At 65.2% G+C, this 24,481-nt stretch carries 23 protein-coding genes; 15 read left to right on the top strand and 8 right to left on the bottom strand.

Going from position 1 to position 24,481, the window contains the following annotated elements; translation table 11 throughout:
- Positions 1–105: 105 nt before the first annotated feature.
- A complete protein-coding gene (locus tag BB934_RS15080; RefSeq protein ID WP_099510357.1) occupies positions 106–1,032 on the bottom strand; it encodes a polyprenyl synthetase family protein in 927 nt (308 codons plus the stop codon).
- Here BB934_RS15080 and mtgA point away from each other — a divergent pair.
- The 3 genes from mtgA to BB934_RS15065 all read left to right on the top strand — a co-directional run bounded on the left by mtgA (position 1,031) and on the right by BB934_RS15065 (position 4,035).
- Entirely contained in the window at positions 1,031–1,822 is a 792-nt protein-coding gene (mtgA, locus tag BB934_RS15075) for a monofunctional biosynthetic peptidoglycan transglycosylase (protein ID WP_237049978.1), read from the top strand. The two genes, BB934_RS15080 and mtgA, sit on opposite strands and share 2 nt — an antisense overlap.
- Positions 1,823–1,988: 166 nt before the next feature.
- Positions 1,989–2,174 (top strand): 50S ribosomal protein L32, encoded by a 186-nt coding sequence (gene rpmF, locus BB934_RS15070; RefSeq protein ID WP_099510356.1) that lies wholly within the window; start codon positions 1,989–1,991, stop codon positions 2,172–2,174.
- 223 nt (positions 2,175–2,397) lie between these two features.
- On the top strand, positions 2,398–4,035 hold the full coding sequence (locus BB934_RS15065) for an EAL domain-containing protein (protein ID WP_099510355.1): 1,638 nt from the start codon (positions 2,398–2,400) through the stop codon (positions 4,033–4,035).
- Positions 4,036–4,045: 10 nt separating this feature from the next.
- Here BB934_RS15065 and phaR read toward each other — a convergent pair whose 3' ends face one another.
- Entirely contained in the window at positions 4,046–4,627 is a 582-nt protein-coding gene (gene phaR / locus BB934_RS15060) for a polyhydroxyalkanoate synthesis repressor PhaR (RefSeq protein ID WP_099512879.1), read from the bottom strand.
- A 234-nt stretch (positions 4,628–4,861) separates the two neighbouring features.
- Between phaR and BB934_RS15055 the strand changes: the two genes are divergently transcribed.
- The 4 genes from BB934_RS15055 (at position 4,862) to yddG (ending at position 8,612) form a co-directional block, all read left to right on the top strand.
- Complete coding sequence (locus BB934_RS15055; RefSeq protein ID WP_099510354.1) at positions 4,862–6,040, top strand: acetyl-CoA C-acetyltransferase; 1,179 nt, start codon at positions 4,862–4,864, stop codon at positions 6,038–6,040.
- Positions 6,041–6,130: 90 nt separating this feature from the next.
- Positions 6,131–6,856: an acetoacetyl-CoA reductase gene (gene phbB / locus BB934_RS15050; protein ID WP_099510353.1), complete on the top strand. Its 726-nt coding sequence runs from the start codon at positions 6,131–6,133 to the stop codon at positions 6,854–6,856.
- An 80-nt stretch (positions 6,857–6,936) separates the two neighbouring features.
- Positions 6,937–7,683, top strand: a complete 747-nt coding sequence (locus BB934_RS15045; protein ID WP_099510352.1) for an SDR family NAD(P)-dependent oxidoreductase — start codon at positions 6,937–6,939, stop codon at positions 7,681–7,683.
- A gap of 53 nt (positions 7,684–7,736) precedes the next feature.
- A complete protein-coding gene (gene yddG / locus BB934_RS15040) occupies positions 7,737–8,612 on the top strand; it encodes an aromatic amino acid exporter YddG (protein ID WP_099512878.1) in 876 nt (291 codons plus the stop codon).
- Here yddG and BB934_RS15035 read toward each other — a convergent pair.
- Together BB934_RS15035 and gloB are read right to left on the bottom strand one after the other, a co-directional pair.
- Entirely contained in the window at positions 8,590–9,348 is a 759-nt protein-coding gene (locus BB934_RS15035; RefSeq protein WP_099510351.1) for a GNAT family N-acetyltransferase, read from the bottom strand. The genes yddG and BB934_RS15035 overlap by 23 nt on opposite strands.
- Positions 9,349–9,382: 34 nt before the next feature.
- Positions 9,383–10,150 carry a hydroxyacylglutathione hydrolase gene (gloB, locus tag BB934_RS15030; RefSeq protein WP_099510350.1) on the bottom strand — a complete coding sequence of 256 codons (768 nt, stop codon included), beginning with the start codon at positions 10,148–10,150 and terminating at the stop codon, positions 9,383–9,385.
- 118 nt (positions 10,151–10,268) lie between these two features.
- Between gloB and BB934_RS15025 the strand changes: the two genes are divergently transcribed.
- From BB934_RS15025 to BB934_RS15010, 4 genes are all read left to right on the top strand, one after another.
- Positions 10,269–11,021, top strand: coding sequence for a class I SAM-dependent methyltransferase (locus tag BB934_RS15025; protein WP_099510349.1), 753 nt, complete (start codon positions 10,269–10,271; stop codon positions 11,019–11,021).
- Between the two features lie 237 nt (positions 11,022–11,258).
- The gene (locus tag BB934_RS15020) at positions 11,259–12,212 is read left to right on the top strand and encodes an acetyl-CoA carboxylase carboxyltransferase subunit alpha (RefSeq protein ID WP_099510348.1); all 954 of its coding nucleotides are present in this window, start codon (positions 11,259–11,261) and stop codon (positions 12,210–12,212) included.
- A gap of 242 nt (positions 12,213–12,454) precedes the next feature.
- Entirely contained in the window at positions 12,455–13,738 is a 1,284-nt protein-coding gene (locus tag BB934_RS15015) for a L,D-transpeptidase family protein (protein ID WP_099510347.1), read from the top strand.
- Between the two features lie 193 nt (positions 13,739–13,931).
- On the top strand, positions 13,932–14,453 hold the full coding sequence (locus BB934_RS15010; protein WP_099510346.1) for a hypothetical protein: 522 nt from the start codon (positions 13,932–13,934) through the stop codon (positions 14,451–14,453).
- A gap of 64 nt (positions 14,454–14,517) precedes the next feature.
- On the opposite strand, the gene BB934_RS15005 is transcribed toward BB934_RS15010, so the two are convergent.
- From BB934_RS15005 to BB934_RS14995, 3 genes are all read right to left on the bottom strand, one after another.
- Positions 14,518–15,225 carry a protein phosphatase CheZ gene (locus BB934_RS15005; protein ID WP_099510345.1) on the bottom strand — a complete coding sequence of 236 codons (708 nt, stop codon included), beginning with the start codon at positions 15,223–15,225 and terminating at the stop codon, positions 14,518–14,520.
- Positions 15,226–15,230: 5 nt separating this feature from the next.
- The gene (locus tag BB934_RS15000) at positions 15,231–15,614 is read right to left on the bottom strand and encodes a response regulator (RefSeq protein ID WP_099510344.1); all 384 of its coding nucleotides are present in this window, start codon (positions 15,612–15,614) and stop codon (positions 15,231–15,233) included.
- A gap of 186 nt (positions 15,615–15,800) precedes the next feature.
- Complete coding sequence (locus BB934_RS14995) at positions 15,801–17,423, bottom strand: ABC-F family ATP-binding cassette domain-containing protein (RefSeq protein WP_099510343.1); 1,623 nt, start codon at positions 17,421–17,423, stop codon at positions 15,801–15,803.
- A gap of 232 nt (positions 17,424–17,655) precedes the next feature.
- On the opposite strand from BB934_RS14995, the gene BB934_RS14990 reads away from it, so the two are divergent.
- The 3 genes from BB934_RS14990 to BB934_RS14980 all read left to right on the top strand — a co-directional run bounded on the left by BB934_RS14990 (position 17,656) and on the right by BB934_RS14980 (position 20,353).
- Complete coding sequence (locus tag BB934_RS14990) at positions 17,656–18,906, top strand: MFS transporter (protein ID WP_099510342.1); 1,251 nt, start codon at positions 17,656–17,658, stop codon at positions 18,904–18,906.
- A 113-nt stretch (positions 18,907–19,019) separates the two neighbouring features.
- Complete coding sequence (locus BB934_RS14985) at positions 19,020–19,460, top strand: c-type cytochrome (RefSeq protein ID WP_157934182.1); 441 nt, start codon at positions 19,020–19,022, stop codon at positions 19,458–19,460.
- 50 nt (positions 19,461–19,510) lie between these two features.
- Positions 19,511–20,353, top strand: coding sequence for a DUF1194 domain-containing protein (locus BB934_RS14980; protein ID WP_099510340.1), 843 nt, complete (start codon positions 19,511–19,513; stop codon positions 20,351–20,353).
- Between the two features lie 94 nt (positions 20,354–20,447).
- Here BB934_RS14980 and secA read toward each other — a convergent pair whose 3' ends face one another.
- Positions 20,448–23,255: a preprotein translocase subunit SecA gene (gene secA / locus BB934_RS14975; RefSeq protein WP_099510339.1), complete on the bottom strand. Its 2,808-nt coding sequence runs from the start codon at positions 23,253–23,255 to the stop codon at positions 20,448–20,450.
- 242 nt (positions 23,256–23,497) lie between these two features.
- On the opposite strand from secA, the gene BB934_RS14970 reads away from it, so the two are divergent.
- Positions 23,498–24,412: a peptidylprolyl isomerase gene (locus BB934_RS14970; protein WP_099512876.1), complete on the top strand. Its 915-nt coding sequence runs from the start codon at positions 23,498–23,500 to the stop codon at positions 24,410–24,412.
- The last annotated feature ends 69 nt before the right edge of the window (positions 24,413–24,481 follow it).

The raw sequence follows: 24,481 nt of genomic DNA, 5'->3' as shown, positions 1-24,481 counted from the left end.
GATGCTCCTTCTCTTGGCTGGCGCATCGTTGATTGCGGACCCAGCGGGCCGCGCAAGCGAAGACCAGATCCACTTTTCCGCACGATGCGCTAGCGCTGACACGATTCAGACCTGCCGCTCGACCACGAAGCGCACCGCCTCGCGTAAGATCTGCGCCTGAGCTCCGAAAGCGTCGAGGGCCGCTTCCGCTGTTTCGACGAGCTGCCGGCATTCGCGGCGCGCGCCCTCCATCCCGAGCAGGTCGACGAGGGTGGCCTTGCCCTTCTCCCGGTCCTTGCCCGTGCGCTTGCCGAGCGCCTCAGGCGAAGCCTCCCGGTCGAGGATGTCGTCCGCCACCTGGAACGCCGCTCCAAGCGCGCGCCCGTACTCGACGAGCCTCCGGCGGGCGGGCGCATCGGCTTGGCCCAGTATCGCTCCCGCCTCCACCGAGAAGGTGAGGATCGCACCGGTCTTCATCATCTGAAGCCGGCGTATATCGGCCTCCTCCAGCTCCGCCGGGCCGTAGCGTCCCTCCGCCGACAGGTCGAGAAGCTGGCCTCCCACCATGCCGCCCAAGCCCGAGGCCCGGGCAAGGCCGAGCACGAGATCGGAGCGGATCGCCGCATCCTCCGCCGTCGCCGGGTCGGCGAGCACCTCGAAGGCCAAGGTCTGGAGGGCGTCGCCCACCAGGATGGCAGTGGCCTCGTCATAGGCTTTGTGGACGGTGGGACGGCCTCGGCGCAGGTCGTCATCGTCCATGGAGGGCAGGTCGTCATGCACGAGGGAATAGCAGTGCAGCAGCTCGACGGCGCAGCCGGCCCGCAACGGCCCCTGCCCTTCGACGCCGAAGAGCCGGGCCGCCTCGATGGTCAGGAATGGCCTCAGGCGCTTGCCGCCGCTTAAGGTCGCATGCCGCATGGCGGCCATGAGACGGGGCGGGCGGGCAATCTCGCCCGGAGCGGCTTTGTCTGATAGCAAGGCTTGGAGACTTGCTTCGACAATCCCCGCGGCGTCGGACAGCCGCGTCGTGAAAGTGCTGGTGGATGGCGTCATGATGAGCCTGAATTCGGATGGGGCCGCCGCTCCGCCCGAGGGAAGCGTCGGCGACAGGTCGCGGTCGAGATGGACATGGCGATCGGGACGGCCGCGCGCGCCGCTGACGGCTGCCCGCCTTCTCCGCCGCTTCGTCCAGATCGGCCTCGGTCTCATCCTCTTATGGGTCGGCGCCGTCTTTTGGCTAGGGCTTTTGTACTGGGCCGTGCCGCCGGTCTCGACCCTCATGCTCGGCCGCTGGCTCACCCTCCAGCCCGTCGCGCGCGACTTCGTCCGCCTCGACGAGATCTCCCCCAACCTGCCCCTGGCCGTCCTGACAGCCGAGGACAACCGCTTCTGCGAGCACCACGGCGTCGATTGGGGAGCCCTCTGGATGGTGATGGAATCCGCCGACGGGGACGGGCCCGCGCGGGGGGCCTCGACCATCCCCATGCAGGTGGCGAAGAACCTCTTCCTCTGGCCGAGCCGGTCCTATCTCCGCAAGGGCCTGGAGATCCCGGTGGCGCTCTATCTCGACCTGATCTGGTCCAAGCGCCAGACGATGGAGGTCTATCTCAACATCGCCGAATGGGGCGAAGGCGTCTTCGGAGCCGAGGCGGCATCGCAGAAATACTTCCGCAAGCCCGCCAAGAACCTCACCCGCCAGGAGGCGGCGCTTCTGGCACGGGCCCTGCCCAACCCCCTCGTTCGCAATCCGGCCCGCCCACGGCCCGGCCATCGGGCGCTGGCGGGACAGCTCATGGCCCGCATGGAGAGAGCGGCGCCTTTCAGCGACTGCCTGAAGCCGTGACACCCCTTCCCTGCGGCCAGGAAAAACCCTCGGAAAAAGCCTCGGATTGCTTCAGGGGGCTAGATATTTGCCCGAAGACCTTGTATGAGGCGCAACCTCATCAAGTTTGAGATGTGAGCGTTCCCCGGTTGAGCGGGCGCTCCGCTATTTTAACCGGAGACGAGTTATGGCCGTTCCAAAGAGAAAAACGTCGCCTTCGCGGCGCGGCATGCGTCGCTCCGCCGATGCCCTGAAGGCCCCGACCTACGTCGAGGACAAGGATTCCGGCGAGCTGCGCCGTCCTCACCACGTTGACCTGAAGACCGGCATGTACCGTGGCCGTCAGGTTCTCAAGGTGAAGACCGAAGCCTAATCGATCGCTCCATGCGACGATTCGAACCGGCGCTCCAGGCGCCGGTTTTTTTATGCCCGCAATCCCCAGAAGCGGCCCCCAAGAGCCCTGATTTTCCATCGCTTTTTACGCTTCATTAAGCCTGAGAGGCGATCCTGCATCCTTGGTTTTCCGGGGTTTGGGTCAGGCTTGCACGAGGCGCCCTCGGCCACCCCGCTCGGTATGCGTTCCAAGGGTGAGTGTGATGGCGACGAAGGGGCAGGGACGGACGGGATTTTTCAAGGGCGCATCCCGGCCGCCACGCAAGCGCCAGGCCCCTCGCCCCCAAGGCTCTCCCCTCGCCGCCGTCATCTATGCCTGGGACATGGTCTCGGACGCGCTGACCTGGGGTCCGGGTGCGGCCGAGGCGCTCGGCCTGCCCAGCCGGGACCTGCCGAAGACCGGCAAGGCTTTTGCGCAGATGATCGAGCCCGGCTGCGGCCTCTCCCGCCAGGAGGCCATTTCCGCAGCGGAAGCTCCCGGCCGCACCTATGACACCCGCTACGCACTTCGTCTCGAGCCGGACCGGGTGGTCATGGTCGAGGATGCCGGCCGGTGGCAGCCGGGCGTCCAGGGAGGCCCCGCCTTCGCTCGCGGCCAGCTTCGCGTCGACCCGGCCTCGGGAGCAAGGGAGCTGCTCCCGACTGTTCTCAGGGCCCGGTCGGAGCTTCTGTGCAAGATCCAGACCGGCATCAACGAGGCCCTGCGGGTGTCGCAGACCTGCACCCTGATCGTCGGCAGCGTCGACGGGGACGAGGCGGATCTGACGACCGACATCGCCCGCAATCTCCGCCCGATGATGCGCCGCCATGACCTGTTCGCCGCGCTGGGACCGAACCGTTTCGCCCTGGCGCTCACCTGCTGCCCCGCTTCCGACGCGCCGAGCGCCATGAAGCGCCTTGTTTCGCTCCTGAAGGATCGACAGGCCGCGTCCTCCCTTCGCCTCGGAGCCGCCTGCGCGCCCGACCATACCTTCAAGGCCACGAAGCTTCTGCGCTTCGCCGAGCAGGCATTGGCCTCGGCCGTGGAATGGGACGAACCCCGCAGCTTCTACGATGCGCGCCCCGCCAAGCCGTCGCCGGCGGCGGAGCAGGCGCCGTTCGACTGGATCGCCGCCCTCAACGACCGCAGCCTGACGCTCGCCTGTCGGCCGATGGTGGAGGCGCAGACGCGGGCGCCGTTCCTGATGCAGGCCTGTGCCTCGCTGCTGAGCGCCGCGGAGGGCACGATCCCGCTCGGACCGGTACCGAGCGTGAAGGATGCCAATCTCGCCCTTCTCGTCGATGGGCGGATGCTCGAGCTAACCGCAGACCATCTCCAGAACCATCCGCACAAGCATCTTTCCCTGCCAATTTCGCAGAAGACCCTGCAGGATCCGGAATGGCTGCCCATGCTAGCGGCCCATCTCGGCGCCCGTCCGGGCATCGAATCGCGGCTCATGATCGAGGTTCCCGAGGCGGCGCTTGCCGAATGCCGGCGCAATCTCGGCCGGCTTCATGCCATGAAGGCCCTCGGCATCGGGCTGGCGCTCACCGGGTTTGGGGCGGGCTATGTCTCGCCGGCCCAGCTGCGCATGCTCCCGATCGACCTTCTGACGATCGACGGCGCCTTCATCCAGCCGCTCAAGCGCTCCACCGACGACCGTCTCTTCGTCCGCACCCTCATCGACCGGGCCCAGCATCTCGGCATCGCCATCGCGGCGGAATGGGTGGATGACGAGGCGACGGCCCGGCTGCTCGCCTCCTGGGGCGTGGATTATCTCCAGGGAGCGCTGTTCGGCGAGCCGGAGGCGGTTCTGCAGCCGTCGGCGCTCCGGCAGATGCTGAAGCGCGCCCGCGGCTGACGGTATCGGTCTACTTGCTCGCCAGCTTGTCGAGCTTGGCCTGCATGTCGGCCATCTGCCGCTTCAGGGTGTCGAGATCGTTGACGTCCTCACCCTTGTCTCCCTTCGCGAGCTTTCCCTCGCCATTGGCCGATGCGGCCTGCGGAAAGGGGGAGAACATGCGCATGGCCTCGGTGAAGAAGCCCATGTTCTTGCGCACCTGCTCCTCCATGGCCTGGAAGGCGCCGGGACCGAAGGCCTGGGCCATCTGCTCCCGAAGCTTCTGCTGCTCCTGGGACAGGTTGTTCATGGAGAATTCGAGATAGCTCGGCACCAGGGCCTGCATGCTGTCGCCGTAGAATCGGATGAGCTGGCGAAGCACCGTGACGGGCAGAAGGTTCGGCCCCTCCTTGTTCTCCTGCTCGAAGATGATCTGGGCGAGCACCGAGCGGGTGATCTCCTCGCCGGACTTCGCGTCGTAGACCACGAAATCCTCACCCTTGCGCACCATGCCCGCCAGATCTTCCAGCGTCACGTAGGTCGATGTGCCCGTGTGATAGAGGCGGCGGTTGGCATATTTCTTGATGACCGTCGGTTGTTTGTCCGTCGCCATGTTGCGCCGATACGCTCCTGGGAAATCCACCGGGCCCGGCATTCCCCATCCCGATCGTCGGAATGCCAGGCTTTAATGATTATAAGCCTTATGCCGGTCGATCAAAGCGCCAAAAGTCTAAGGTGCCCCGAACCCGGCCGCTCGATGCGATCCTTGACATCCCACCCTCTGGGGATTTGATCGGGCGAGCCCTACATTCATTTCGCAACCAGAGAATCAGAACAGGAGAGAGGCATGGCCCGAGATAGCATCGTCATCGTCGGAGCGACGCGCACGGCCGTCGGCTCGTTCAACGGGGCCTTCGCCAACACCCCGGCCCACGAGCTCGGCGCCATCGCCGTCAAGGCGGCCCTCGAGCGGGCGAAGGTCGACGGCGCGGAAGTGGACGAGGTCATCCTCGGCCAGATCCTGACCGCAGGCCAGGGCCAGAACCCGGCCCGCCAAGCCGCCATCGCCGCGGGCGTGCCGCAGGAAAAGACCGCCTGGGCGCTCAACCAGCTCTGCGGCTCGGGCCTGCGTACGGTGGCCATCGGCCTGCAGCAGATCGCCAATGGCGATGCGAACATCATCGTCGCCGGCGGCCAGGAATCCATGTCGCTCGCCCCCCACGCCGCCCATATGCGCTCCGGCACCAAGATGGGCGACTTCAAGCTCGTCGACACCATGCTGAAGGACGGCCTGATGGACGCCTTCAACGGCTATCACATGGGCACCACCGCCGAGAACGTGGCCCAGCGCTGGCAGCTCACCCGCGAGGAGCAGGACCAGTTCGCGACCGCCTCCCAGAACAAGGCCGAGGCGGCCCAGAAGGAAGGCCGCTTCAAGGACGAGATCACGCCCGTCACGATTTCCAGCCGCAAGGGCGACATCGTGGTGGACCAGGACGAGTATATCCGCGCCGGCACCACCGTCGAATCCCTGGCGAAGCTCAGGCCCGCCTTCTCGAAGGACGGCACGGTCACGGCCGGCAATGCGTCCGGCATCAACGACGGCGCGGCAGCCCTCGTGCTGATGACCGAGGCCGAGGCCCAGAAGCGCGGCCTGACCCCGCTCGCCCGCATCGCCTCCTGGGCGACGGCCGGCGTCGATCCGGCGATCATGGGCACGGGCCCGATCCCGTCCTCCCGCAAGGCGCTGGAGAAGGCCGGCTGGAAGGTCTCCGACCTCGATCTCGTCGAAGCCAACGAGGCCTTCGCGGCCCAGGCGCTCGCGGTCAACAAGGACATGGGCTGGGATCCGTCGATCGTGAACGTGAACGGCGGCGCCATCGCCATCGGCCACCCGATCGGCGCCTCGGGCGCCCGCGTGCTCGTGACCCTGCTGCACGAGATGGGCCGGCGCAACGCCAAGAAGGGCCTCGCTACCCTGTGCATCGGCGGCGGCATGGGCGTCGCCATGTGCCTGGAGCGCTAAGACAGCACCAGCAGCCCGGATCAACCGGGCTGCTTTCGACACGGGATCCGGAGTGATCCTATCAGGATGGAATCTCACAAGGAGCAAGACATGGCGCGCGTTGCATTGGTCACCGGCGGCACTCGTGGCATCGGTGCCGCAATCTCAAAAGGTTTGAAGGACGCAGGCTACAAAGTTGCGGCCAATTACGGCGGCAATGACGAAGCCGCCAACCAGTTCAAAGCTGAGACCGGCATCCCGGTCTTCAAGTTCGACGTCTCCGATTCCGCTGCCTGCGAGACGGGCATCCGCGCGGTCGAAGCCGAGCTCGGCCCCGTCGACATTCTCGTCAACAATGCGGGCATCACCCGTGACGGCATGTTCCACAAGATGAATTTCGATCAGTGGTCCGCCGTCATCCGCACCAACCTCGATTCGATGTTCACCTGCACGCGCCCGGTGATCGAGGGCATGCGCGAACGCGGCTTCGGGCGCATCATCATCATCTCCTCCATCAACGGCCAGAAGGGCCAGATGGGACAGGCCAACTATTCCGCTGCGAAAGCGGGCGTGATCGGCTTTGCCAAGGCGCTGGCGCAGGAAAACGCCAACAAGGGCGTCACCGTCAACGTGATCGCGCCAGGCTATATCGCCACCGAGATGGTGAAGGCGGTTCCCGAAGAGGTCCTCAAGGCGAAGATCCTGCCGCTCATTCCCGTAGGCCGCCTCGGCGAGGCGGAGGAGATCGCCCGCAGCGTGCTCTTCCTGGCCGCCGACGAGGCCGGCTTCGTTACGGGCTCTACCCTGTCCGTCAACGGCGGCCAGTATATGGCCTGACCGAAATGGCGATCCCGGAACGATCGTCTCCGGGATCGCCGCCTCACCCGCCCGACAGCTCGAACGCATGAGCCTCACGCATGAATCGCATCGACATGATCGGCCGCACCGTCGTGATCACGGGCGGCGCCCGCGGCATCGGCTATGCGATCGGCGAACGGCTCGTGCAATCGGGCGCCAAGGTCGCCGTCTGGGACCTTCGTCTTGAGGAGGCGCAGGCGAGCGCTGCAGCGCTCTCGAAGGACAGTATCGGGCTCAGCGTCGACGTGGCCGACAGCCTTTCCGTCGAGCATGCAGCCCAGCAGACCCAGGCCGCCTTCGAGCGCATCGACGGGCTTGTGAACGGCGCGGGCATTACCGGTCCGGTCAAGCCCCTGGCCGAATATTCCGTCGAGGAGTGGCGCAGCGTCGTCGAGGTCAACCTGACCGGGACCTTCAATTGCTGCCGCGCCGTCGTGCCGATCATGCAGGAGAACGATTACGGCCGCATCGTCAACATTTCGTCGGTTGCCGGCAAGGAGGGCAATCCGAACCTCGCCGCCTACAGCGCCGCGAAGGCCGGCATCATCGGCCTCACCAAGTCGCTCGGCAAGGAACTGGCGAAGACGGGCATTGCCGTGAACTGCATCACGCCCACCACCGCCAAGACGAAGATCCTCGATTCGCTCACGCCGGAATTCATCGAGTACATGCGCGTGCGCATTCCGCGGGACCGCTTCGCGGAGCTGCACGAGATCGCCGCCATGGTGGCCTGGATGCTCTCGGAGGAGAATTCCTTCACCACCGCCGCCACCTTCGATCTCAGCGGCGGACGGACGACCTATTAGAATCCCGGCAAGCCCGCTTCGCTTTCGCGCGCGACCCGTGCTAGGTGGCGGCCATGACGACTCGCACCGCCACGTCCATCGGCCTCATCGCCATCCTGCTCTGGTCCATGCTCGCGCTGTTCACGGCGGCGACCGGCAGGATCCCGCCGTTTCAGCTCAACGCCATGACCTTCCTCGTCGGCGGGCTCGTCGGCGTGGTGAGCTGGATCGTGCGGCCGCAGGGCCTCAAGGCCCTGCGGCAGAAGCCCGTGGTCTGGGCGCTCGGGATCGGCGGGCTCTTCGGCTATCACGCCCTCTACTTCGCCGCCCTGCGCTTGGCGCCGCCGGCGGAATCGGGGCTGATCAACTATCTCTGGCCGCTCCTGATCGTGCTGTTCTCCTCGCTTCTGCCGGGCGAGCATCTGCGGCGCGCGCATATCGCGGGAGCGCTTCTCGGCTTTGCCGGCGTGATCGTCCTGATCGCCGGGCGCGGTGCCTTCGATGCGCGGGCGGAGTACATGCCGGGCTATCTCTGCGCCTTCGTCGCGGCCTTCGTATGGGCCGGCTATTCCGTGCTCTCCCGCCGTTTCGGCCAGGTGCCGACCGACGCGGTGGCCGGCTTCTGCCTCGCGACCGCGCTCTTGAGCCTCGTCTGCCATCTCGCTTTCGAGACCACGGTGTGGCCGGAATCGACTGTGCAATGGCTTGCCGTTCTTGGGCTCGGGCTCGGGCCGGTCGGAGCGGCCTTCTATGTCTGGGACATCGGCATGAAGCGGGGCGACATCCGCTTCCTCGGCGTCGCTTCCTATGCGACGCCGGTGCTCTCGACCCTGCTCCTGGTGGTCGCGGGCTATGCAGAGCCGACCCTGACGCTGGCGCTCGCCTGCGGGCTCATCGTGGCCGGCGCGCTGGTGGCGACGCTGATGGCTAGGAAGACCGTCCCGGCATGACGCGGTGGGTGTAGCGGTAGGCGATACTGAAACCGAAGGCCTCATAGAGCGAGCGGGCGATCTCGTTCTCCTCGCGCACCTGCAGATAGGCGGTATGCGCCCCCTGCCCCCTGCCCCAGGCCATGAGGCTCGACACTACGCGGCGGCCTAGGCCGATGCCGCGCAGATCCGGCGATACCACGATGTCGTAGAGGCCGATATAGCCGCGTTCGACGACGCCGAGGCCCCAGGCGACGGGACGGTCGTCCAGGCTCAGCGTCGCGAAGGCCGTCTTCTGGCGGATGCGGGCGACGATGCGCATCAGCGTCTCGTCGTCGGCCTTGTCGCCACCATAGGATTTCGCCGCCTCGCGCACCCAGCGCTTGGACACCTGCGGCTCCAGGTTCACCTCGGGATCGCTCTCGGCATTGTCCGCTCCGATCGGAGCGGTGAGCACATGCGTCGGCTCGATATCCTTGAAGCCGCGCTGCTTGAGCAGCTCTTCCACATCGGGTGCCTCCACGCCGTTGAGGCGGAAGGTCGGCCGCACGTTCGCCTCGACGAAGCGGGCGACCATGTAGTCGATCAGCTCGTCGTCGAGGCCGATATCGGGCCGGAACGGCGTCGCGGAATTGGCACGCTTGGAATAGCCGTTCGCGAGGCGAAGAACCCAGCCGTCATAGAGCTGATAATCGAACGAGGGCCAGGCATTCAGAAGGCGGCTCTCAAGTCCGATGATGAGGCTGTGGTCTTTCATAAGGCTGTCCGCTCCGGCAGGATCGTTTTGCGTATCAGAACCTGTTCTTCCATTCGCGCAAGGCCTGAAAGACCTCCACCGGCTTCGCGTTTTCTTTTTGAACCGCTTTCGCGAGCGCAGGCTCGCCCGCACGCAGGAAGGGATTGGTCGCCTTCTCGTGCCCGATGGTCGACGGCACGAGGAAGCGGCCTTCGGCTTTGGCCTTTTCCGCCTCCGCCACCCGCGCCTTCAAGGCCTCGTTGTCCGGATCGGCGGCGAGCGCAAAGCGTGCATTCGACAGCGTGTAATCGTGCCCGCAATAGACGCGTGCTTCGTCGGGCAGCGCCGCGAGGCGCTGGAGCGAGGCCCAGAATTCGGCGTAAGTTCCTTCGAACATCCGCCCGCAGCCGAGGGTGAAGAGGGTGTCGCCGGCAAACAGCGCGCGGTCAGCCGCAAACCAATAGGAAACATGATCCACGCAATGGCCCGGCGTTTCCCACACATGCGCCTGCAGGCCGCCCACCACCGCCGTGTCGCCTTCGCGCACATAGGCATCCGCCGACGGCACCGCCTCGCGCGCCTTGACCGGCGCGACCACGCGGCAGCCGGTGCGGCGCTTCAGGGGCTCGACGGCCTGTATATGATCCGAATGCCGATGCGTGACGAGAATGTCGGTGAGCTGCCAGCCCGTCTCCGCGAGGGCCGCCAGGATCGGCCCCTCCTCCGGCGCATCGATCGCCGCGCAAGCTCCCGTATTGGGATCGTGGATCAGAACACCGATATTGTCCTGAAGGCAGAGAAAGGCGTGGATCTGGGCGGACATCGTGGAACCCTGGCTTGATGTGCTTTGAGCTATCATGGGACAGTCGTCTCCCGAAACCAGACCCCGATCCGCGCTTTGCGCCTGCCGGGCCGGGTCGAGAGGCATCCCGCTTGAGGCCATGAGCATCGACATCACCGATCTGCGCGGCTTCTACGCCAGTCCCCTCGGGGCGGTGACGCGCCGTTTCGTCGGGCGGGCCATCGACCGGTTCTGGGGCCCGCTCACCGGCCTGCGCGTGCTCGGCCTCGGCTATGCGCCGCCCTATCTCTCCGCCGTGAAGGATGGGAGCGAGCGGACGCTCGCCTTCATGCCGGCAAACCAGGGCGTGGTGAACTGGCCCCGGACCGGCGCCTCGGCCTCGGCTCTCGTCGATCCGCTGATGATGCCGCTCCCCGATGCCTCCATCGACCGGGTCCTGGTGGTCCATGCCCTCGAGACGGTGGAGAGCCCGAGCGAGCTCCTGCACGAGATCTGGCGCATTCTCACCCCGGGCGGGCGGATCATCCTGGTCGCGCCCAACCGGCGCGGCCTGTGGGCACGCATGGACACCACGCCCTTCGGCTACGGGCAGCCCTACAGCCGCTCGCAGCTCAAAAGCCTCATGCGCCAGACCTGGTTCTCGCCCGAGGGCTGGGCGGAGACCCTCTACGTGCCGCCCTTGCGCAACCGCCTCCTGCTCCAGAGCGCCCAGGCCTGGGAGCAGATCGGCGCCGGCTTCTCCCTGCCCTTTGCTGGCCTCCACATCGTCGAGGCGACGAAGCAGCTCTACCGGCCCGGTGCCGTGCGGGCGGTGCGCCGCTCCCGGCGTTTCTCCCCCGTTTTCGTCCCGGCTCCCGCGGCCCCTGCCTCGCGGATGAGCGATCTTCCATGATTCTGCCGCCTTTTGCGGGAGTAAGGCGGGCTCAACTTGACTTGGACACGCCGAAACGCCAGTGTCCGCCCCGCTCCGGCAGGGCCACCGAACCGTGCCGGCTTTCATTTTGCATAAGAGCATCGTGCGGAAAAGTGGATCCGGTTTTCTGCCCGAACGATGCTCTCATAGAGGGGAAAGCATCGGGTTAGTCCCAAAAGTGCAAATCCACTTTTGGGCCCGATGCTGCAGAGTCGTATGCGCAGTTATCTCGATTTCGAAAAGCCCGTCGCCGAGCTTGAAGCCAAGGTCGAGGAGCTTCGGGCGCTCGGTGAGAACCGGGACGCCGTCTCCATCACCGACGACATCTCGCGCCTGGAGGTGAAGGCCGCCGACGCCCTCAAGGAGCTCTATGCCAAGCTCACGCCCTGGCAGAAGACCCTCGTCGCGCGCCATCCCCAGCGGCCGCACTTCGTCGATTACTGCTCCGGCCTCATCACCGAATTCACGCCGCTCGCCGGCGACCGCAAGTTCTCCGAGGACGAGGCCATCGTCGGCGGCTTGGGGCGCTTCCGCGGCCAGCCCGTCTGCGTCATGGGCCAGGAAAAGGGCCATAACACCGAGAGCCGCATCCGGCACAATTTCGGCATGGCCCGCCCCGAGGGCTATCGCAAGGCCGTGCGCCTGATGGAGATGGCCGACCGCTTCGGGCTGCCGGTGATCTCCTTCGTCGACACCGCCGGCGCCTATCCGGGCATCGAGGCGGAAGAGCGTGGCCAGGCCGAGGCCATCGCCCGCTCGACCGAGGCGCAGCTGGGCCTCGGCGTTCCCAATGTCTCCGTCGTGATCGGCGAAGGCGGCTCGGGCGGCGCCATCGCGATCGCCACCGCCAACAAGGTGCTGATGCTGGAACACGCGATCTACAGCGTGATCTCGCCGGAAGGCGCGGCCTCGATCCTCTGGCGCGACGCGGCCCGGGCCCAGGATGCCGCCACCAACATGAAGATCACGGCGCAGGACCTGCTGCGGCTCGGCATCATCGACGGCATCGTCACGGAGCCCGTGGGCGGCGCCCACCGAGAGCCACAGGTTGCCATCGAGGCCACCGGCAATGCGATCGAGGAAGCCCTGCACGATCTGGGCAACATGGGACCGGCCGAGATCCGCGATCATCGCGCCGACAAGTTCCTCAATATCGGGCGCAAGCTCTGAAGTCTCGGGCCTGCAGAACCGGCGGACTTCCCTAGCGGGAGAGCGTTTTTCTATCTCAAAAGAGGTGCGGCCCTCTCCAAGGAGCCGTTCAGAAGGCCCGCGAGGCGGATTTTTTACCTCCCATTAACGATAACTCCATCACAGCCACGCTTGCAGTAACAGGCAGTTAAGGCTAACGATTTAGGGGTAAAGGGGAACTGTTCGGCACAAAGTCGGGCAGATCAAAAATTGCGGGGTCCCCCATGATGAAGCGTTTCGCATTGGCCGCGAGCCTGGTGCTCGCGCTCGCAGCCTGCCAGGATGACAATCTCTCCCGTGGCTCCACACGCCACCTGGCACCGATTCCGCCAGCCACCATGGCGCTGATGTCGACCAAGGGAATGTCCAAGGATGATCCCATCCTGGTCCGGGCCTACAAGAAGGAATCGGAGCTGGAAGTCTGGAAGCGCGGCTCCAACGGGAAGTATGCGCTCCTCAAGACCTACCCCATCTGCCGCTGGTCGGGCCAGCTCGGCCCCAAGACCCGCGAAGGCGACCGACAGGTGCCTGAGGGCTTCTATTCGGTCACCCCGGCCCAGATGAACCCGAGTTCAGCCTATTACCTGTCGTTCGATACCGGCTATCCGAACACCTACGATCGATCCTTCGGCCGTAACGGCGGCGACATCATGGTCCACGGCGCGTGCTCGTCGCGCGGCTGCTTCGCCATGACCGATCAGAACATCGCCGAGATCTACTCCATCGCGCGCGAGGCGCTGAGCGCCGGCCAGCGCGGCTTCCAGTTCCAGTCCTATCCGTTCCGGATGACGGCCGAGAACCTGGCCAAGCATCGCCTCGACCCGAATATCGGCTTCTGGAAGAACCTGAAGGAAGGCTCCGACACCTTTGACGTCACGAAGGACGAGCTGCGCGTGGCGGTTGCCAACCGGCGCTACTTCTTCAATGCGGACGAGAGCGTCGTCACCGCCGTGGCGCAGAAGCAGCGCCACGACGAGCAGGAGGTGGCCGATCTGATCTCCAAGGGCGAGAAGCCGATCAAGCTCGTCTACCATGACGGCGATACCCACGAATCCTTCCGCGAGGCGCTGGCCAATGTCGCGGGCGTGTCCGACACCAAGCTCGGCTTCGTGAGCCGCACCGAGGGCATTTCCTCGGGGCCGCAGGTGATTGCGCTCAACGACAACGGCCAGGAGAAGCAGGAAGCCCCGTCGACTGCGCTCGCCTTCGCCTCCATGCGGGAAGTCCCGGTTTCGCAGCCTGAGCCGCGTCAGCCCGAGACCCGGATGGCCGTGGCGCAGAAGACCGCTCCGGTGGCCGCCGCAGCGTCTTCGACCGCCGAGACCCCCTTCTACAAGAAGATGTTCGGCAGCGTGACCGAGCTGTTCAGTTCGTCAAGCGCCGAGCCCGTGGCAGAGACGGTCCAGATGGCCCCGCTCGCCCCCGCCAGGATGGCTCCCGCCGCAAAGTCCGTGCCGCAGAAACGAGCGGATGCGGTCACGAGCGTCAAGGTGGCAACGGCCCACTGAGCATTCCGACCCATCTCGAAAGCGAAAAGCCCGCCTCACCGGCGGGCTTTTTCTTTGACAGGTGGGATCCTGCGCCCCTCGGCTCGAATGCCCTCGTCAGTGAAAAGCTGACCCAGTTTTCCGCGTCCGTCACTGCGCCATTTAAGGGGGACCATCGGTCCAGGGCTTTCTGTCCGCTACCCGAGGAGGCACCATGCAACGCCTTTCGCCCCATCTGTCCTGTGGCGCCATCCTGCTGGCCTGCGCCACAGCCGGCGGCGCGGGCGCCGCACCGGCAATCTTCGACCTTTATGCCGGCTCGTTCTCCGGGTCGGGGACCATCCTGGAGGGACCGGATGCCACCTCCCACCAGGTCGGCTGCCGCTTCGAGATCCTGCAGCAGGGCGCTACGGGCCTGTCGCTTCAGGGCACGTGCCGGGCTTACCTGATCCTCACAAGGACCGTCAGCGCCCGTTTGTCCTGGGATCCCGGTTCAGGCCAGGTGACCGGCACCTATACGGGTTCGCGGGTCGGGACGGCGAAGCTCACCGGCCGGCAGAGAGGGACGGATTTCGACCTGGCGATCGAGTGGCCGAGGCCCCTCTATGGTGACACGACGGCCCGGATGCGCGTTGCCAGCCTCGATCAGAAGCGTTTTCAGATCGTCGTCACAGACCGCATCGGGGCGAATGGGCCTGTCCGGGCCACCACCGACCTCACCCTTACTCGGCAATGAAAGACAGCAAAAAGCCCGGCGTACGGCCGGGCTTTTATTCCGCTCGTCGCTGGCGCGAACCGGATCACCCGAACAGGGCGTCGATGGCGTCCTGAGAGGTGCGCGTCGGATCGTCGTCGAGCGCCGGTCCGTTCAGGAGAGCCTCATCCCCTTCGCGCTCGGGCGTCCTGAAGGCTTCCACGTCGTTGAAGCTCTCCAAACCGCCCCAGATCTGAGCCATCTGGGTCACGCGCTCCTCGATGAACTTCATCGCGTTCACGACCTTGCTGATGCGCTGGCCGGTAATGTCCTGGAAATTGCATGCCTCGAAGATCGTGATCACCCGGTCGGAAATCCGCTGGGCCATCTCGGCATCGTCGCCCGACAGTCGCGAAGCGAGCTTGCCGGTGATGTCGTCGATCTCCTCGGCTGCCGCGAGGATGCTGTTGGTGGCAGCCTCCGTGCCGCAGACCACGGCACCGAGTTCGTCGGTGACGCTGGTGACCTGGCCGCCCGGCGTGCGGGAATGCAGGGTTGCGATCTCGCGTTTCGTGCGCTGGATCGACTCCGTGATGGCGTCGAGTTCTTCCTTGAGACGAAGGGCCTCGCGCAGATCGGTCCGGATCTGGTCGAGAAGAGCTTTCGACGCCCCGCTATTCGGCTCGAGGGACGCATGGATCGCCGCCATGCCGCGCATGACCTCGGCATGGCGCCGGGCCGCAATGCTCTCGCGCGACTGAGCGAGGAGATCGAGGCTTAAAGGATCGAAAGACACAGGAGGTGGGAGACGCATCGCGACTACTCACCCAGCACGGCGGCGATCTTCGAGCGCAGGGTCTCCGCGTTGAACGGCTTGACGATGTAGTTGTTGACGCCGGCCTGCTTGGCGGCGACCACGTTCTCGGTCTTGGCCTCCGCGGTGATCATGATGAAGGGCAGCGCGTTCAGCTCCGCATCGGCGCGCACCTTCTGCAGCAGTTCGAAGCCGGTCATCGGCGCCATGTTCCAGTCGGAAATGACGAGCCCGTACTGCTTCTCCTTCAGCTTGCCGAGAGCCTCGGTACCGTCCTTGGCCTCGTCAACATCGGTGAAGCCGATCTGCTTGAGGAGGTTGCGGATGATGCGCAGCATGGTCTGGTAATCGTCAACGATGAGAACGGGAAGCGACGTATTCAATGCCATAATATTTCAGCCTGTGAAGTGTGCGAGAGAGGCCCGAAAATGCCGGACCTCTCCTTTCGAGAAAGGTTGTGAGCGCACTCTAGAGGGCGACGCTTGCCCGATGCTTGCTTCGCGCGAACGCCGCACAAACAAAAGCCCGGCGCGGTGGCCGGGCTTTTGCTGGAGAATATTCCTGCGAGGGCTTGATCAGTGCCGCAGCCCCGGCGCCTCCTGGCCGGTGCGAGCGACGTATTCCGTATAGCCGCCGCCATATTGGTGGATGCCGTCCGGCGTCAGTTCGAGAACGCGGTTCGACAGGGCGGCCAGGAAATGGCGGTCGTGCGAGACGAAGAGCATGGTGCCCTCGTATTTCGCCAGCGCTTCGATGAGCATCTCCTTCGTCGCCATGTCGAGATGGTTCGTCGGCTCGTCGAGCACCAGCAGGTTCGGCGGGTCGAAGAGCATCTTCGCCATCACGAGGCGCGCCTTCTCGCCGCCCGAGAGCACGCGGCACTTCTTCTCCGCATCGTCGCCCGAGAAGCCGAAGCAGCCGGCGAGCGTGCGTAGCGCCCCCTGCCCGGCCTGGGGGAACGAATCCTCGAGGAACTGGAACACCGTGCGATCGCCCTCCAGCACCTCCATGGCATGCTGGGCGAAATAGCCCATCTTCACGCTCGCCCCGACGGTGACCGATCCGTCATCGGGCTCGGCAGCACCTGCGACCAGCTTCAGGAGCGTCGACTTGCCGGCGCCGTTGACGCCCATGATGCACCAGCGCTCCTTTCGGCGCACCGCGAAGTCGAACCCTTCATAGATGCTGCGGCTGCCATAGCGCTTGTGAACGTTCTTCAGGCTGATCACATCGTCGCCGGAGCGCGGCGCGGGCAGGAAATCGAAGGCCACGGATTGGCGCCGCTTGGGCGGCTCGACGCGGTCGATCTTCTCCAGCTTCTTGACCCGGCTCTGCACCTGCGCGGCGTGCGAGGCGCGAGCCTTGAAGCGTTCGATGAACTTGATCTCCTTGGCGAGCATCGCCTGCTGGCGCTCGAACTGCGCCTGCTGCTGCTTCTCGTTCAGCGCGCGCTGCTGCTCGTAGAATTCGTAATCGCCGGAATAGGTGGTGAGCGAACCGCCGTCGATTTCCATGATCTTGTTGACGATGCGGTTCATGAAGGCGCGGTCGTGCGAGGTCATGAGCAGCGCGCCGTCGTAGCCCTTCAGAAACTCCTCCAGCCAGATCAGGCTTTCGAGATCGAGATGGTTGCTCGGCTCGTCGAGGAGCATCACGTCGGGGCGCATGAGGAGGATGCGGGCAAGCGCCACGCGCATCTTCCAGCCGCCAGACAGGGCGCCGACGTCGCCGTCCATCATCTCCTGGCTGAAGCCGAGGCCCGCCAGCACCTCGCGCGCCCGGCCATCGAGGGAATAGCCGTCGAGCTCTTCGTAGCGCGCCTGCACCTCGCCGTAGCGCTCGATGATCGCCTCCAGCTCGTTGGCCTTGTCCGGATCGACCATGGCGGCTTCGAGCTCCCGCAATTCGGCCGCCACCTCGCTCACGGGCCCTGCCCCGTCCATCACCTCGGCCACGGCGCTGCGGCCGGCCATCTCGCCGACATCCTGGCTGAAATAGCCGATCGTCACGCCGCGATCGACGGAGACCTGGCCCTCATCCGGCAGCTCCTCCCGGTTGATCATGCGGAAAAGCGTGGTCTTGCCTGCGCCGTTAGGCCCCACCAGGCCGATCTTTTCCTGCTTCTGGAGGGTGCCGGAGGCCTCGATGAAGAGGATCCGGTGGCTGTTCTGCTTGCTGACGTTCTCGATGCGAATCATGGAAGTTTTCAAGGCCTGGAGGAATTATTGCGCGGCCTTATGGCATGGGACGCGCCCGGCGACGAGTGTTGCCGGCAGGACAAAATGCCCGGGGCTCGCTACGGGCCGTGCCGGTGGGGACTTCGTCGATTTTTGCACGTCTCATCTCACTTCTATGCAGTACCGATTCCTTAGCCAGATGTTGTAATGCAGGCAGGCGGCGGCAATTCGAGTGAGGTCAGGATAAACAGAGATGGGCTCAAGGGGCTGGACGGCCTTCCGTCATCGCGATTTCCGGCTGTTCTGCGCCGCACGCTTTGCCATGGCGCTCGCAACGCAGATCCAAACGGTTGCGGTCGCCTGGCTCGTCTATGACACCAGCGGAAGCGCCTTGAACCTCGGCCTTATCGGGCTGGCCTCGTTTCTGCCGAGCATCGCTCTCGTGCTCCTGACAGGCCTCGTGGCGGATCGGTACAGCCGGCGATGGATCCTGATCATCGTCTTCTCGGCCATGATGCTGACCTCGCTCGGTCTTCTCGCGCAGGTCCATGCGGGCGTTCCGAAGCTCTGGCCGATCTACGTCCTTGTGGCCGCTTTCGGGGCAGCCCGCGCCTTCGGAAATCCCGCGGCACAGGCAACGGTCCCGGCGCTGGTGCCCGAGGGGGATCTTGCGAACGCCATCGCCTGGAATTCCTCGGTCATGCAGGTCGCGACCATCAGCGGGCCGGCGGTCGGGGGCATCCTCTATGCCGTTCATCCGACGGCACCCTTCATCGGATCGGCCATCTGCTTCGGTCTGTCGGCTCTGCTCATTTCGGCGCTGCGGCTGCGTCCTGCGGCCGCCAAGCGGGAGCCCGTAACCTGGTCGCGCCTCGTCGCAGGCCTCGTCTTTTTGCGGACGAGGCCGCTCCTGCTCGGGGCGATCTCACTCGATCTGTTTGCGGTCCTCCTCGGCGGAGCGACTGCCCTCATGCCGATCTTCGCACGCGACGTGTTTCATGTCGGGCCATGGGGCCTCGGTCTGCTGCGGTCGATGCCGGCCGTCGGCGCCCTGACCATGGCGATCGTCCTGGCGCATTCGTCCCTGCTCTCCCACCGCGCCGGCTTGCGCATGTTGCAGGCCGTCGCGATCTTCGGTCTCGCCACGATCGGATTTGGATTGTCGACGAATTTCGGGCTGACATTGGTCCTGCTCGCGATCCTGGGCGCCGCGGATATGGTGAGCGTGGTGGTGCGCCAGACGCTGGTTCAGGCGGAGACGCCCGACGATCTGCGCGGACGTGTGGCCGCGGTGAACACGGTGTTCATCGGAGCCTCCAACGAACTTGGCGAATTCGAATCGGGAACCCTCGCATGGCTGGTCGGTCCCCCCGCCGCCGTCGTGATCGGCGGCGTCGGCACATTCATGCTCGCCATATGCTGGCGCTTCTGGTTCCCGGACCTCGCCCGGCGGGATTCCTTGATCCGCAGTGAGGCGACTACGATGGCGAAGGCAACGCCCTGAGGGCCTTGGGCACGACAGCTCGACAGAATACGCCGCTCTAACCCTCATTTTCCATGGTTATGCCAGAAGGAAGAGGCCATCCTGCGCCTTCGGGGGGAGAGAGGATGGTCATCATGAGAAGGACCGTCATTGCCGCACTGGGGATGCTGATCGCCGGCGGGGTCGGCGTTCTCGCCCAGCCGGGCGATCCGATCGTCCAGCGCCAGGATCTGATGAAGAACAATCAGGAGCAGATGAGAACCTTGACCGGCATGTCCCGCGGGCAGGTTCCGTTCAACGCCGCGACCGCCCAGGCCGCTTTCCAGCGGCTCGAGCAGAACGCCCGGCAAATCCCCGCGCTGTTCCCCGCCGGCTCGACCCAGGGCAAGACGGCCGCTCTTCCCGCCATCTGGGAGCGCAAGGCCGATTTCGACGCGCGGGCGATGAAGCTCGAACAGGATGCGAAGGCGGTGCAGGCCGGGATCACGGATCAGGCGAGCCTTCAGGCTGCGATCCAGCGGGTCGGCCAGGGCTGCGGCGGCTGCCACGACGCGTATCGGCGGAAAGACAGCTGAGACCATCAAGGGCGCGAGGGGGTGACAGGCCTATCGGGGAGGGAATCGCAATGCGGTATCCCAAGGCTTCCTGGCTGCTTTGCCTGACAGGGGTGGCGCTGCTGCCGTTCGTCTCCGCCTGGTATCGTGCGCCCGTCGACGTGGACCTTGCCCTCGTCATCGCGGTCGACGTCTCGACCTCTATGGACCCGGACGAGCAGGACCTCCAGCGGCAGGGCTACGTGGAAGCCTTCCGCTCGCCGATGGTCTATGGCGCCATTCGGGAAGGCATGACCGGCCGCATCGCCGTCACTTATATGGAATGGGCGGGTGCACATCCACGCTTCCAGAATGTGGTCGTGCCCTGGACCGTCCTGGAGAGCCCGAAGGACATCATTTCCTTCGCCGACCGCCTCGCCCAGGCGCCGATCTACCGCAAGTCCGGCACGTCCATCTCAGAGGCTCTCGATTTCAGCATGGACCTGCTCGCCTCCAACGGCTTTCTCGCCTCGCGGCGCGTGATCGACATTTCCGGAGACGGCGCGAACAACCAGGGTTCCCTGGTCACGGAAGCCCGCGACAGGGCCGTCGCGCGCGGGGTCACCATCAACGGCCTTCCGATCATGCTCCGGGATCCCGACCGGCGCGAGAATGCGACGCTCGATGCCTATTACCGCGACTGCGTGATCGGAGGCTCCAACGCCTTCGTGATCCCGGTGCGGGAGCGCAAGCAGTTCCTCACCGAGACCCGCATCAAGATCGTTCGCGAGATCGCGGGCAGGATCGTGTCGGGCTTGCCGACGCAAACCGCGGGCATACGACCGGGAACGGATTGCGACACCAGCGAGAGCCTCTGGGACGACCCCGGATCCGACCCTCATATCCCAAGACGCAGCGCGGGTCAGGAATTGTAGGAGCACAGCCCAACTCTCTGGTTCATCGCGTCACCACAGCAAAAAGCCCGGTACAGGACCGGGCTTTTCCTTCAACGGTTCGGTCTGCCGCCCGTCAGGCCACGAACTGGCCGTGGCAATGCTTGAACTTCTTGCCGGAGCCGCAGGGGCACGGCTCGTTGCGGCTCACGCGGCCCCAGGTGGACGGATCGTTCGGGTCGCGGTGCGAGGCCTGATCCGTTGCAACGGCCGTGAAGCCGAGCGCCTGGCCGGCCCCGAAAGCATTGCCCTGGGCCAGATCGAACTCGTTCTCGCCGGTGGCGGGATCGAGGTGCTGAGCGAACATGGGCGGCAGCTGCTGCGGCTCGGGCTGCTGGAACACCACCTGGATGCACATGAGCTGGCCGGTCACCTGCTCGCGCAGATGGCCGATCATCGTGTTGAAGAGCTCGAAGGCCTCGGACTTGTACTCGTTCAGCGGATCGCGCTGGGCGAGCCCGCGCCAGCCGATGACCTGACGCAAGTGGTCGAGGGTCACGATGTGCTCGCGCCAGAGGTGATCCAGGCTCTGCAGCAGAACCTGCTTCTCGACGTAGTTCATGACCTCGGCCGAGTTCGCCTCGACGCGCTGGGCATAAGCTTCGTCGGCCGCCTTGGTGATGCGCTCGCGGATCTCGTCGTCGGCAATGCCCTCCTCCTTCGCCCATTCCTCGATCGGAAGGTCGAGGTTGAGGAAGTTGACGACGTTCTCCTTCAGGCCGCCGACGTCCCATTGCTCGGCATAGGCGTTCTCGGGGATGGCGCGGGAGACGACGTCGTCGATCACGCCGTGACGCATGTCGTCGATGGTGTCGCGCACGCTCTCTTCCGCCATGAACTCCTTGCGCTGCTCGAACACGACCTTGCGCTGGTCGTTCATGACGTTGTCGTATTTCAGGATGTTCTTGCGTATGTCGAAGTTGCGTGCCTCGACCTTCGCCTGCGCCCGCTCGATGGCCTTGTTGATCCACGGATGGATGATGGCCTCGCCTTCCTTCAGGCCGAGCTTCTGCAGCATGCCGTCCATGCGGTCGGAGCCGAAGATGCGCATCAGGTCGTCCTGGAGCGACAGGTAGAACTTGGAGCGGCCCGGATCGCCCTGGCGGCCCGAACGGCCGCGCAGCTGGTTGTCGATGCGGCGTGATTCATGGCGCTCGGTGCCGAGCACGTAAAGGCCGCCGGCGGCGAGCGCCTTCTCCTTGAAGGAAGCGACCTCGTCCAGGATCACCTTCTCCTTGGCCGCGCGCTCCTCGCCCTCCAGGCCGGCGAGCTCGCGCTCGATGCGCATCTTGGCGTTACCGCCGAGCTGGATGTCGGTGCCGCGACCGGCCATGTTGGTGGCGATGGTGATCGCGCCCGGCACGCCGGCCTGGGCGACGATGAAAGCCTCCTGCTCGTGGAAGCGGGCATTCAGCACGGCGAAGTGCTTGGTGCCGCGCCCGGCCCGGGCATCGCGGTAGAGGGGCTCGAGGGCCAGCGGATTCTCGAAGTCGATCAGGGTATAACCGTCCTTGATCAGCATCTCGGCCAGATGCTCGGACTTCTCGATGGAGGTGGTGCCGACCAGGATCGGCTGCCCCTTGGCGGAGGAGGCCTCGATGTCCCGGATGACCGCCTGGTAGCGCTCGTCCATGGTCCGGTAGACCTCGTCGTCTTCGTCGACGCGGGCAACGGGACGGTTGGTCGGGACCTCGACCACGTCGAGGTTGTAGATATCCAGGAACTCGTCGGCTTCCGTCGCCGCCGTGCCGGTCATGCCGCTGAGCTTGCCATAGAGGCGGAAGTAGTTCTGGAAGGTGATCGAGGCGAGCGTCTGGTTCTCGGGCTGGACCTGGACGTGCTCCTTGGCCTCGAGCGCCTGGTGCAGGCCTTCCGAGTAGCGGCGGCCCTGCATCATGCGGCCGGTGAACTCGTCGATGATCACCACCTCGCCGTTGCGGACGATGTAGTCCTTGTCGCGCTGGAACAGGGTGTGGGCCCTGAGCGCCTGGTTCATGTGGTGGACGAGGGTGGCGTTCTGGGCGTCATAGAGGTCGCCCTCCTTCAGGAGGCCCTCGGCGCGCAGGAGCTGCTCGATCTTCTCGGTGCCGTCCTCGGTCAGGGCCACGGAGCGCTGCTTCTCGTCGAGCTCGTAGTCGCTCTTGTCGAGGCGCGGGATGACCTTGTCGATGGCGTTGTAGAGGTCGGAGCGGTCGTCGAGGGGACCGGAGATGATGAGCGGCGTGCGGGCCTCGTCGACCAGGATCGAGTCCACCTCGTCCACGATGGCGAAGTTGTGGCCCCTTTGGACCATCTGCGCCATCTCGTACTTCATGTTGTCGCGGAGATAGTCGAAGCCGTATTCGTTGTTGGTGCCGTAGGTAATGTCGGCGGTATAGGCTGCGGCACGCTCGACATCGTCGAGCCCATGGACGATGACGCCGACCGACAGGCCCAGGAAGCGGTAGACCTGGCCCATCCACTCGCTGTCGCGACGGGCGAGGTAGTCGTTGACCGTCACCACGTGGACGCCCTTGCCGGCGAGCGCGTTGAGGTAGACCGGGAGAGTCGCCACCAGGGTCTTGCCCTCACCCGTGCGCATCTCGGCGATGGAGCCCTCGTGAAGGACCATGCCGCCGATGAGCTGCACGTCGAAATGGCGCTGACCCAAGGTGCGCTTGGCCGCCTCGCGGACGGTGGCGAAGGCCGGCACCAGGATATCGTCCAGGGTCTTGCCGGCTGCGAGCTGGGCCTTGAAGTCCTCCGTGCGGGCGCGGAGCTGCTCGTCGGACAGGGCCTCCAGCTCGGCCTCCATCGCGTTGATGGCCGCTACCTTCGGCCGATAGGACTTCAGCCGGCGATCATTGACCGAGCCGAAGATTTTCTTCGCGAGAGAACCGAACATCGGGAGCCTTCGAAAATTCCATGGAGACAAGGGGGCGTTTGCGCCGCCTTATAGACCTAATTATGCCAGAGTGCATCTTAAAGCCTGTGCCCGAGTGGCGCAGGCTTAAGCGTCGCCCGAGGGTCCGTTCAAGACCCCGCGAGCGGCGATGCTGTGACATAAATATGCCATCACTTGCAAACGTAAACACATTCGGCCATCTGATCGTCGCTGTCCGTGGGCGATCACGCTCACCAGAGGAAATCCCAATGTCTCGCTCACTTAACGTTCGGAAGAGCCTTCTCAGCCTCGGCGTCGCCCTGCCGCTCATGGCCGGGGCCGCCCTCGCACAGACCTCTCCTGCCCAGACCCCTCCCGCCCCTGCGACCTCGCCTGCGGCCGTTCCCGCTGTCGACTCCTCCAAGGTGATCGCCCGGGTCAACGGCGCCGACATCACGGAGGGCGATCTCGCGATCGCGGCCGAGGACCCGGCCCTGCAGATGCCGAACGTGCCCGAGGAGCAGAAGCGCGACCTGCTGACTGGCTACATGATCGACCTGAAGCTCGGCGCCAAGGCGGCCGAGGCGGCGAAGGTGGGCAGCGGCACCGAGTTCGCCCGCAAGCTCGCCTATAACCGGGACAAGACCCTGCTCGACGAATATCTCGACCAGGAGGCCAAGAAGGCCGTGACCCCGGAGGCCGCCCGCAAGCTCTACGAAGAGACGGTCAAGAGCGTGCCGGCCGAGCAGGAGGTTCGCGCCCGCCACATCCTGGTCGAGAACGAAGAAGACGCCAAGAAGGCCGCCGCCCGCGTGAAGGGCGGCGAGGACTTCACCAAGGTGGCCGGCGAACTCTCCAAGGACCCGGGCTCCAAGACCGACGGCGGCGATCTCGGCTTCTTCACCAAGGACCGCATGGTGGAGCCCTTTGCGGAGGCCGCTTTCAAGCTCGAGCCCGGCCAGATCTCGGACCCCGTGAAGAGCCAGTTCGGCTGGCATGTGATCAAGGTCGAGGAGAAGCGCAACAAGCCGGCTCCGTCCTTCGAGGAGACCAAGGATCAGGTCGAAACCTACCTCGCCCGCAAGGCGCAGCAGGACCTGATCATGGGCCTGCGCAAAAGCGCCAAGGTCGAGCGCCTGGACGACAAGGGCAACCTCGTCGAGCAGAAGCAGCAGTAAGGTTTTCAGAAGTCACGACGTTCAAGGGCGGCCTCAAGGCCGCCCTTCTTGTTTACCCACATTTCCCCT

Origin of the sequence: Microvirga ossetica, from assembly GCF_002741015.1 — a bacterium.
Lineage (GTDB): Bacteria > Pseudomonadota > Alphaproteobacteria > Rhizobiales > Beijerinckiaceae > Microvirga > Microvirga ossetica.
The sequence above is the reverse complement of the archived record's forward strand: the minus strand, read 5'-3'. Positions and strand labels throughout refer to the sequence as shown.

What these genes read in the sequence shown, in the direction of transcription:
- mtgA (WP_237049978.1), top strand. Translation starts at nt 1,031, where the DNA reads ATGATGAGCCTGAATTCGGATGGGGCCGCCGCTCCGCCCGAGGGAAGC.
- BB934_RS15080 (WP_099510357.1), bottom strand. Translation starts at nt 1,032, where the DNA reads ATGACGCCATCCACCAGCACTTTCACGACGCGGCTGTCCGACGCCGCG.
- rpmF (WP_099510356.1), top strand. Translation starts at nt 1,989, where the DNA reads ATGGCCGTTCCAAAGAGAAAAACGTCGCCTTCGCGGCGCGGCATGCGT.
- BB934_RS15065 (WP_099510355.1), top strand. Translation starts at nt 2,398, where the DNA reads ATGGCGACGAAGGGGCAGGGACGGACGGGATTTTTCAAGGGCGCATCC.
- phaR (WP_099512879.1), bottom strand. Translation starts at nt 4,627, where the DNA reads ATGGCGACGGACAAACAACCGACGGTCATCAAGAAATATGCCAACCGC.
- BB934_RS15055 (WP_099510354.1), top strand. Translation starts at nt 4,862, where the DNA reads ATGGCCCGAGATAGCATCGTCATCGTCGGAGCGACGCGCACGGCCGTC.
- phbB (WP_099510353.1), top strand. Translation starts at nt 6,131, where the DNA reads ATGGCGCGCGTTGCATTGGTCACCGGCGGCACTCGTGGCATCGGTGCC.
- BB934_RS15045 (WP_099510352.1), top strand. Translation starts at nt 6,937, where the DNA reads ATGAATCGCATCGACATGATCGGCCGCACCGTCGTGATCACGGGCGGC.
- yddG (WP_099512878.1), top strand. Translation starts at nt 7,737, where the DNA reads ATGACGACTCGCACCGCCACGTCCATCGGCCTCATCGCCATCCTGCTC.
- BB934_RS15035 (WP_099510351.1), bottom strand. Translation starts at nt 9,348, where the DNA reads ATGAAAGACCACAGCCTCATCATCGGACTTGAGAGCCGCCTTCTGAAT.
- gloB (WP_099510350.1), bottom strand. Translation starts at nt 10,150, where the DNA reads ATGTCCGCCCAGATCCACGCCTTTCTCTGCCTTCAGGACAATATCGGT.
- BB934_RS15025 (WP_099510349.1), top strand. Translation starts at nt 10,269, where the DNA reads ATGAGCATCGACATCACCGATCTGCGCGGCTTCTACGCCAGTCCCCTC.
- BB934_RS15020 (WP_099510348.1), top strand. Translation starts at nt 11,259, where the DNA reads ATGCGCAGTTATCTCGATTTCGAAAAGCCCGTCGCCGAGCTTGAAGCC.
- BB934_RS15015 (WP_099510347.1), top strand. Translation starts at nt 12,455, where the DNA reads ATGATGAAGCGTTTCGCATTGGCCGCGAGCCTGGTGCTCGCGCTCGCA.
- BB934_RS15010 (WP_099510346.1), top strand. Translation starts at nt 13,932, where the DNA reads ATGCAACGCCTTTCGCCCCATCTGTCCTGTGGCGCCATCCTGCTGGCC.
- BB934_RS15005 (WP_099510345.1), bottom strand. Translation starts at nt 15,225, where the DNA reads ATGCGTCTCCCACCTCCTGTGTCTTTCGATCCTTTAAGCCTCGATCTC.
- BB934_RS15000 (WP_099510344.1), bottom strand. Translation starts at nt 15,614, where the DNA reads ATGGCATTGAATACGTCGCTTCCCGTTCTCATCGTTGACGATTACCAG.
- BB934_RS14995 (WP_099510343.1), bottom strand. Translation starts at nt 17,423, where the DNA reads ATGATTCGCATCGAGAACGTCAGCAAGCAGAACAGCCACCGGATCCTC.
- BB934_RS14990 (WP_099510342.1), top strand. Translation starts at nt 17,656, where the DNA reads ATGGGCTCAAGGGGCTGGACGGCCTTCCGTCATCGCGATTTCCGGCTG.
- BB934_RS14985 (WP_157934182.1), top strand. Translation starts at nt 19,020, where the DNA reads ATGAGAAGGACCGTCATTGCCGCACTGGGGATGCTGATCGCCGGCGGG.
- BB934_RS14980 (WP_099510340.1), top strand. Translation starts at nt 19,511, where the DNA reads ATGCGGTATCCCAAGGCTTCCTGGCTGCTTTGCCTGACAGGGGTGGCG.
- secA (WP_099510339.1), bottom strand. Translation starts at nt 23,255, where the DNA reads ATGTTCGGTTCTCTCGCGAAGAAAATCTTCGGCTCGGTCAATGATCGC.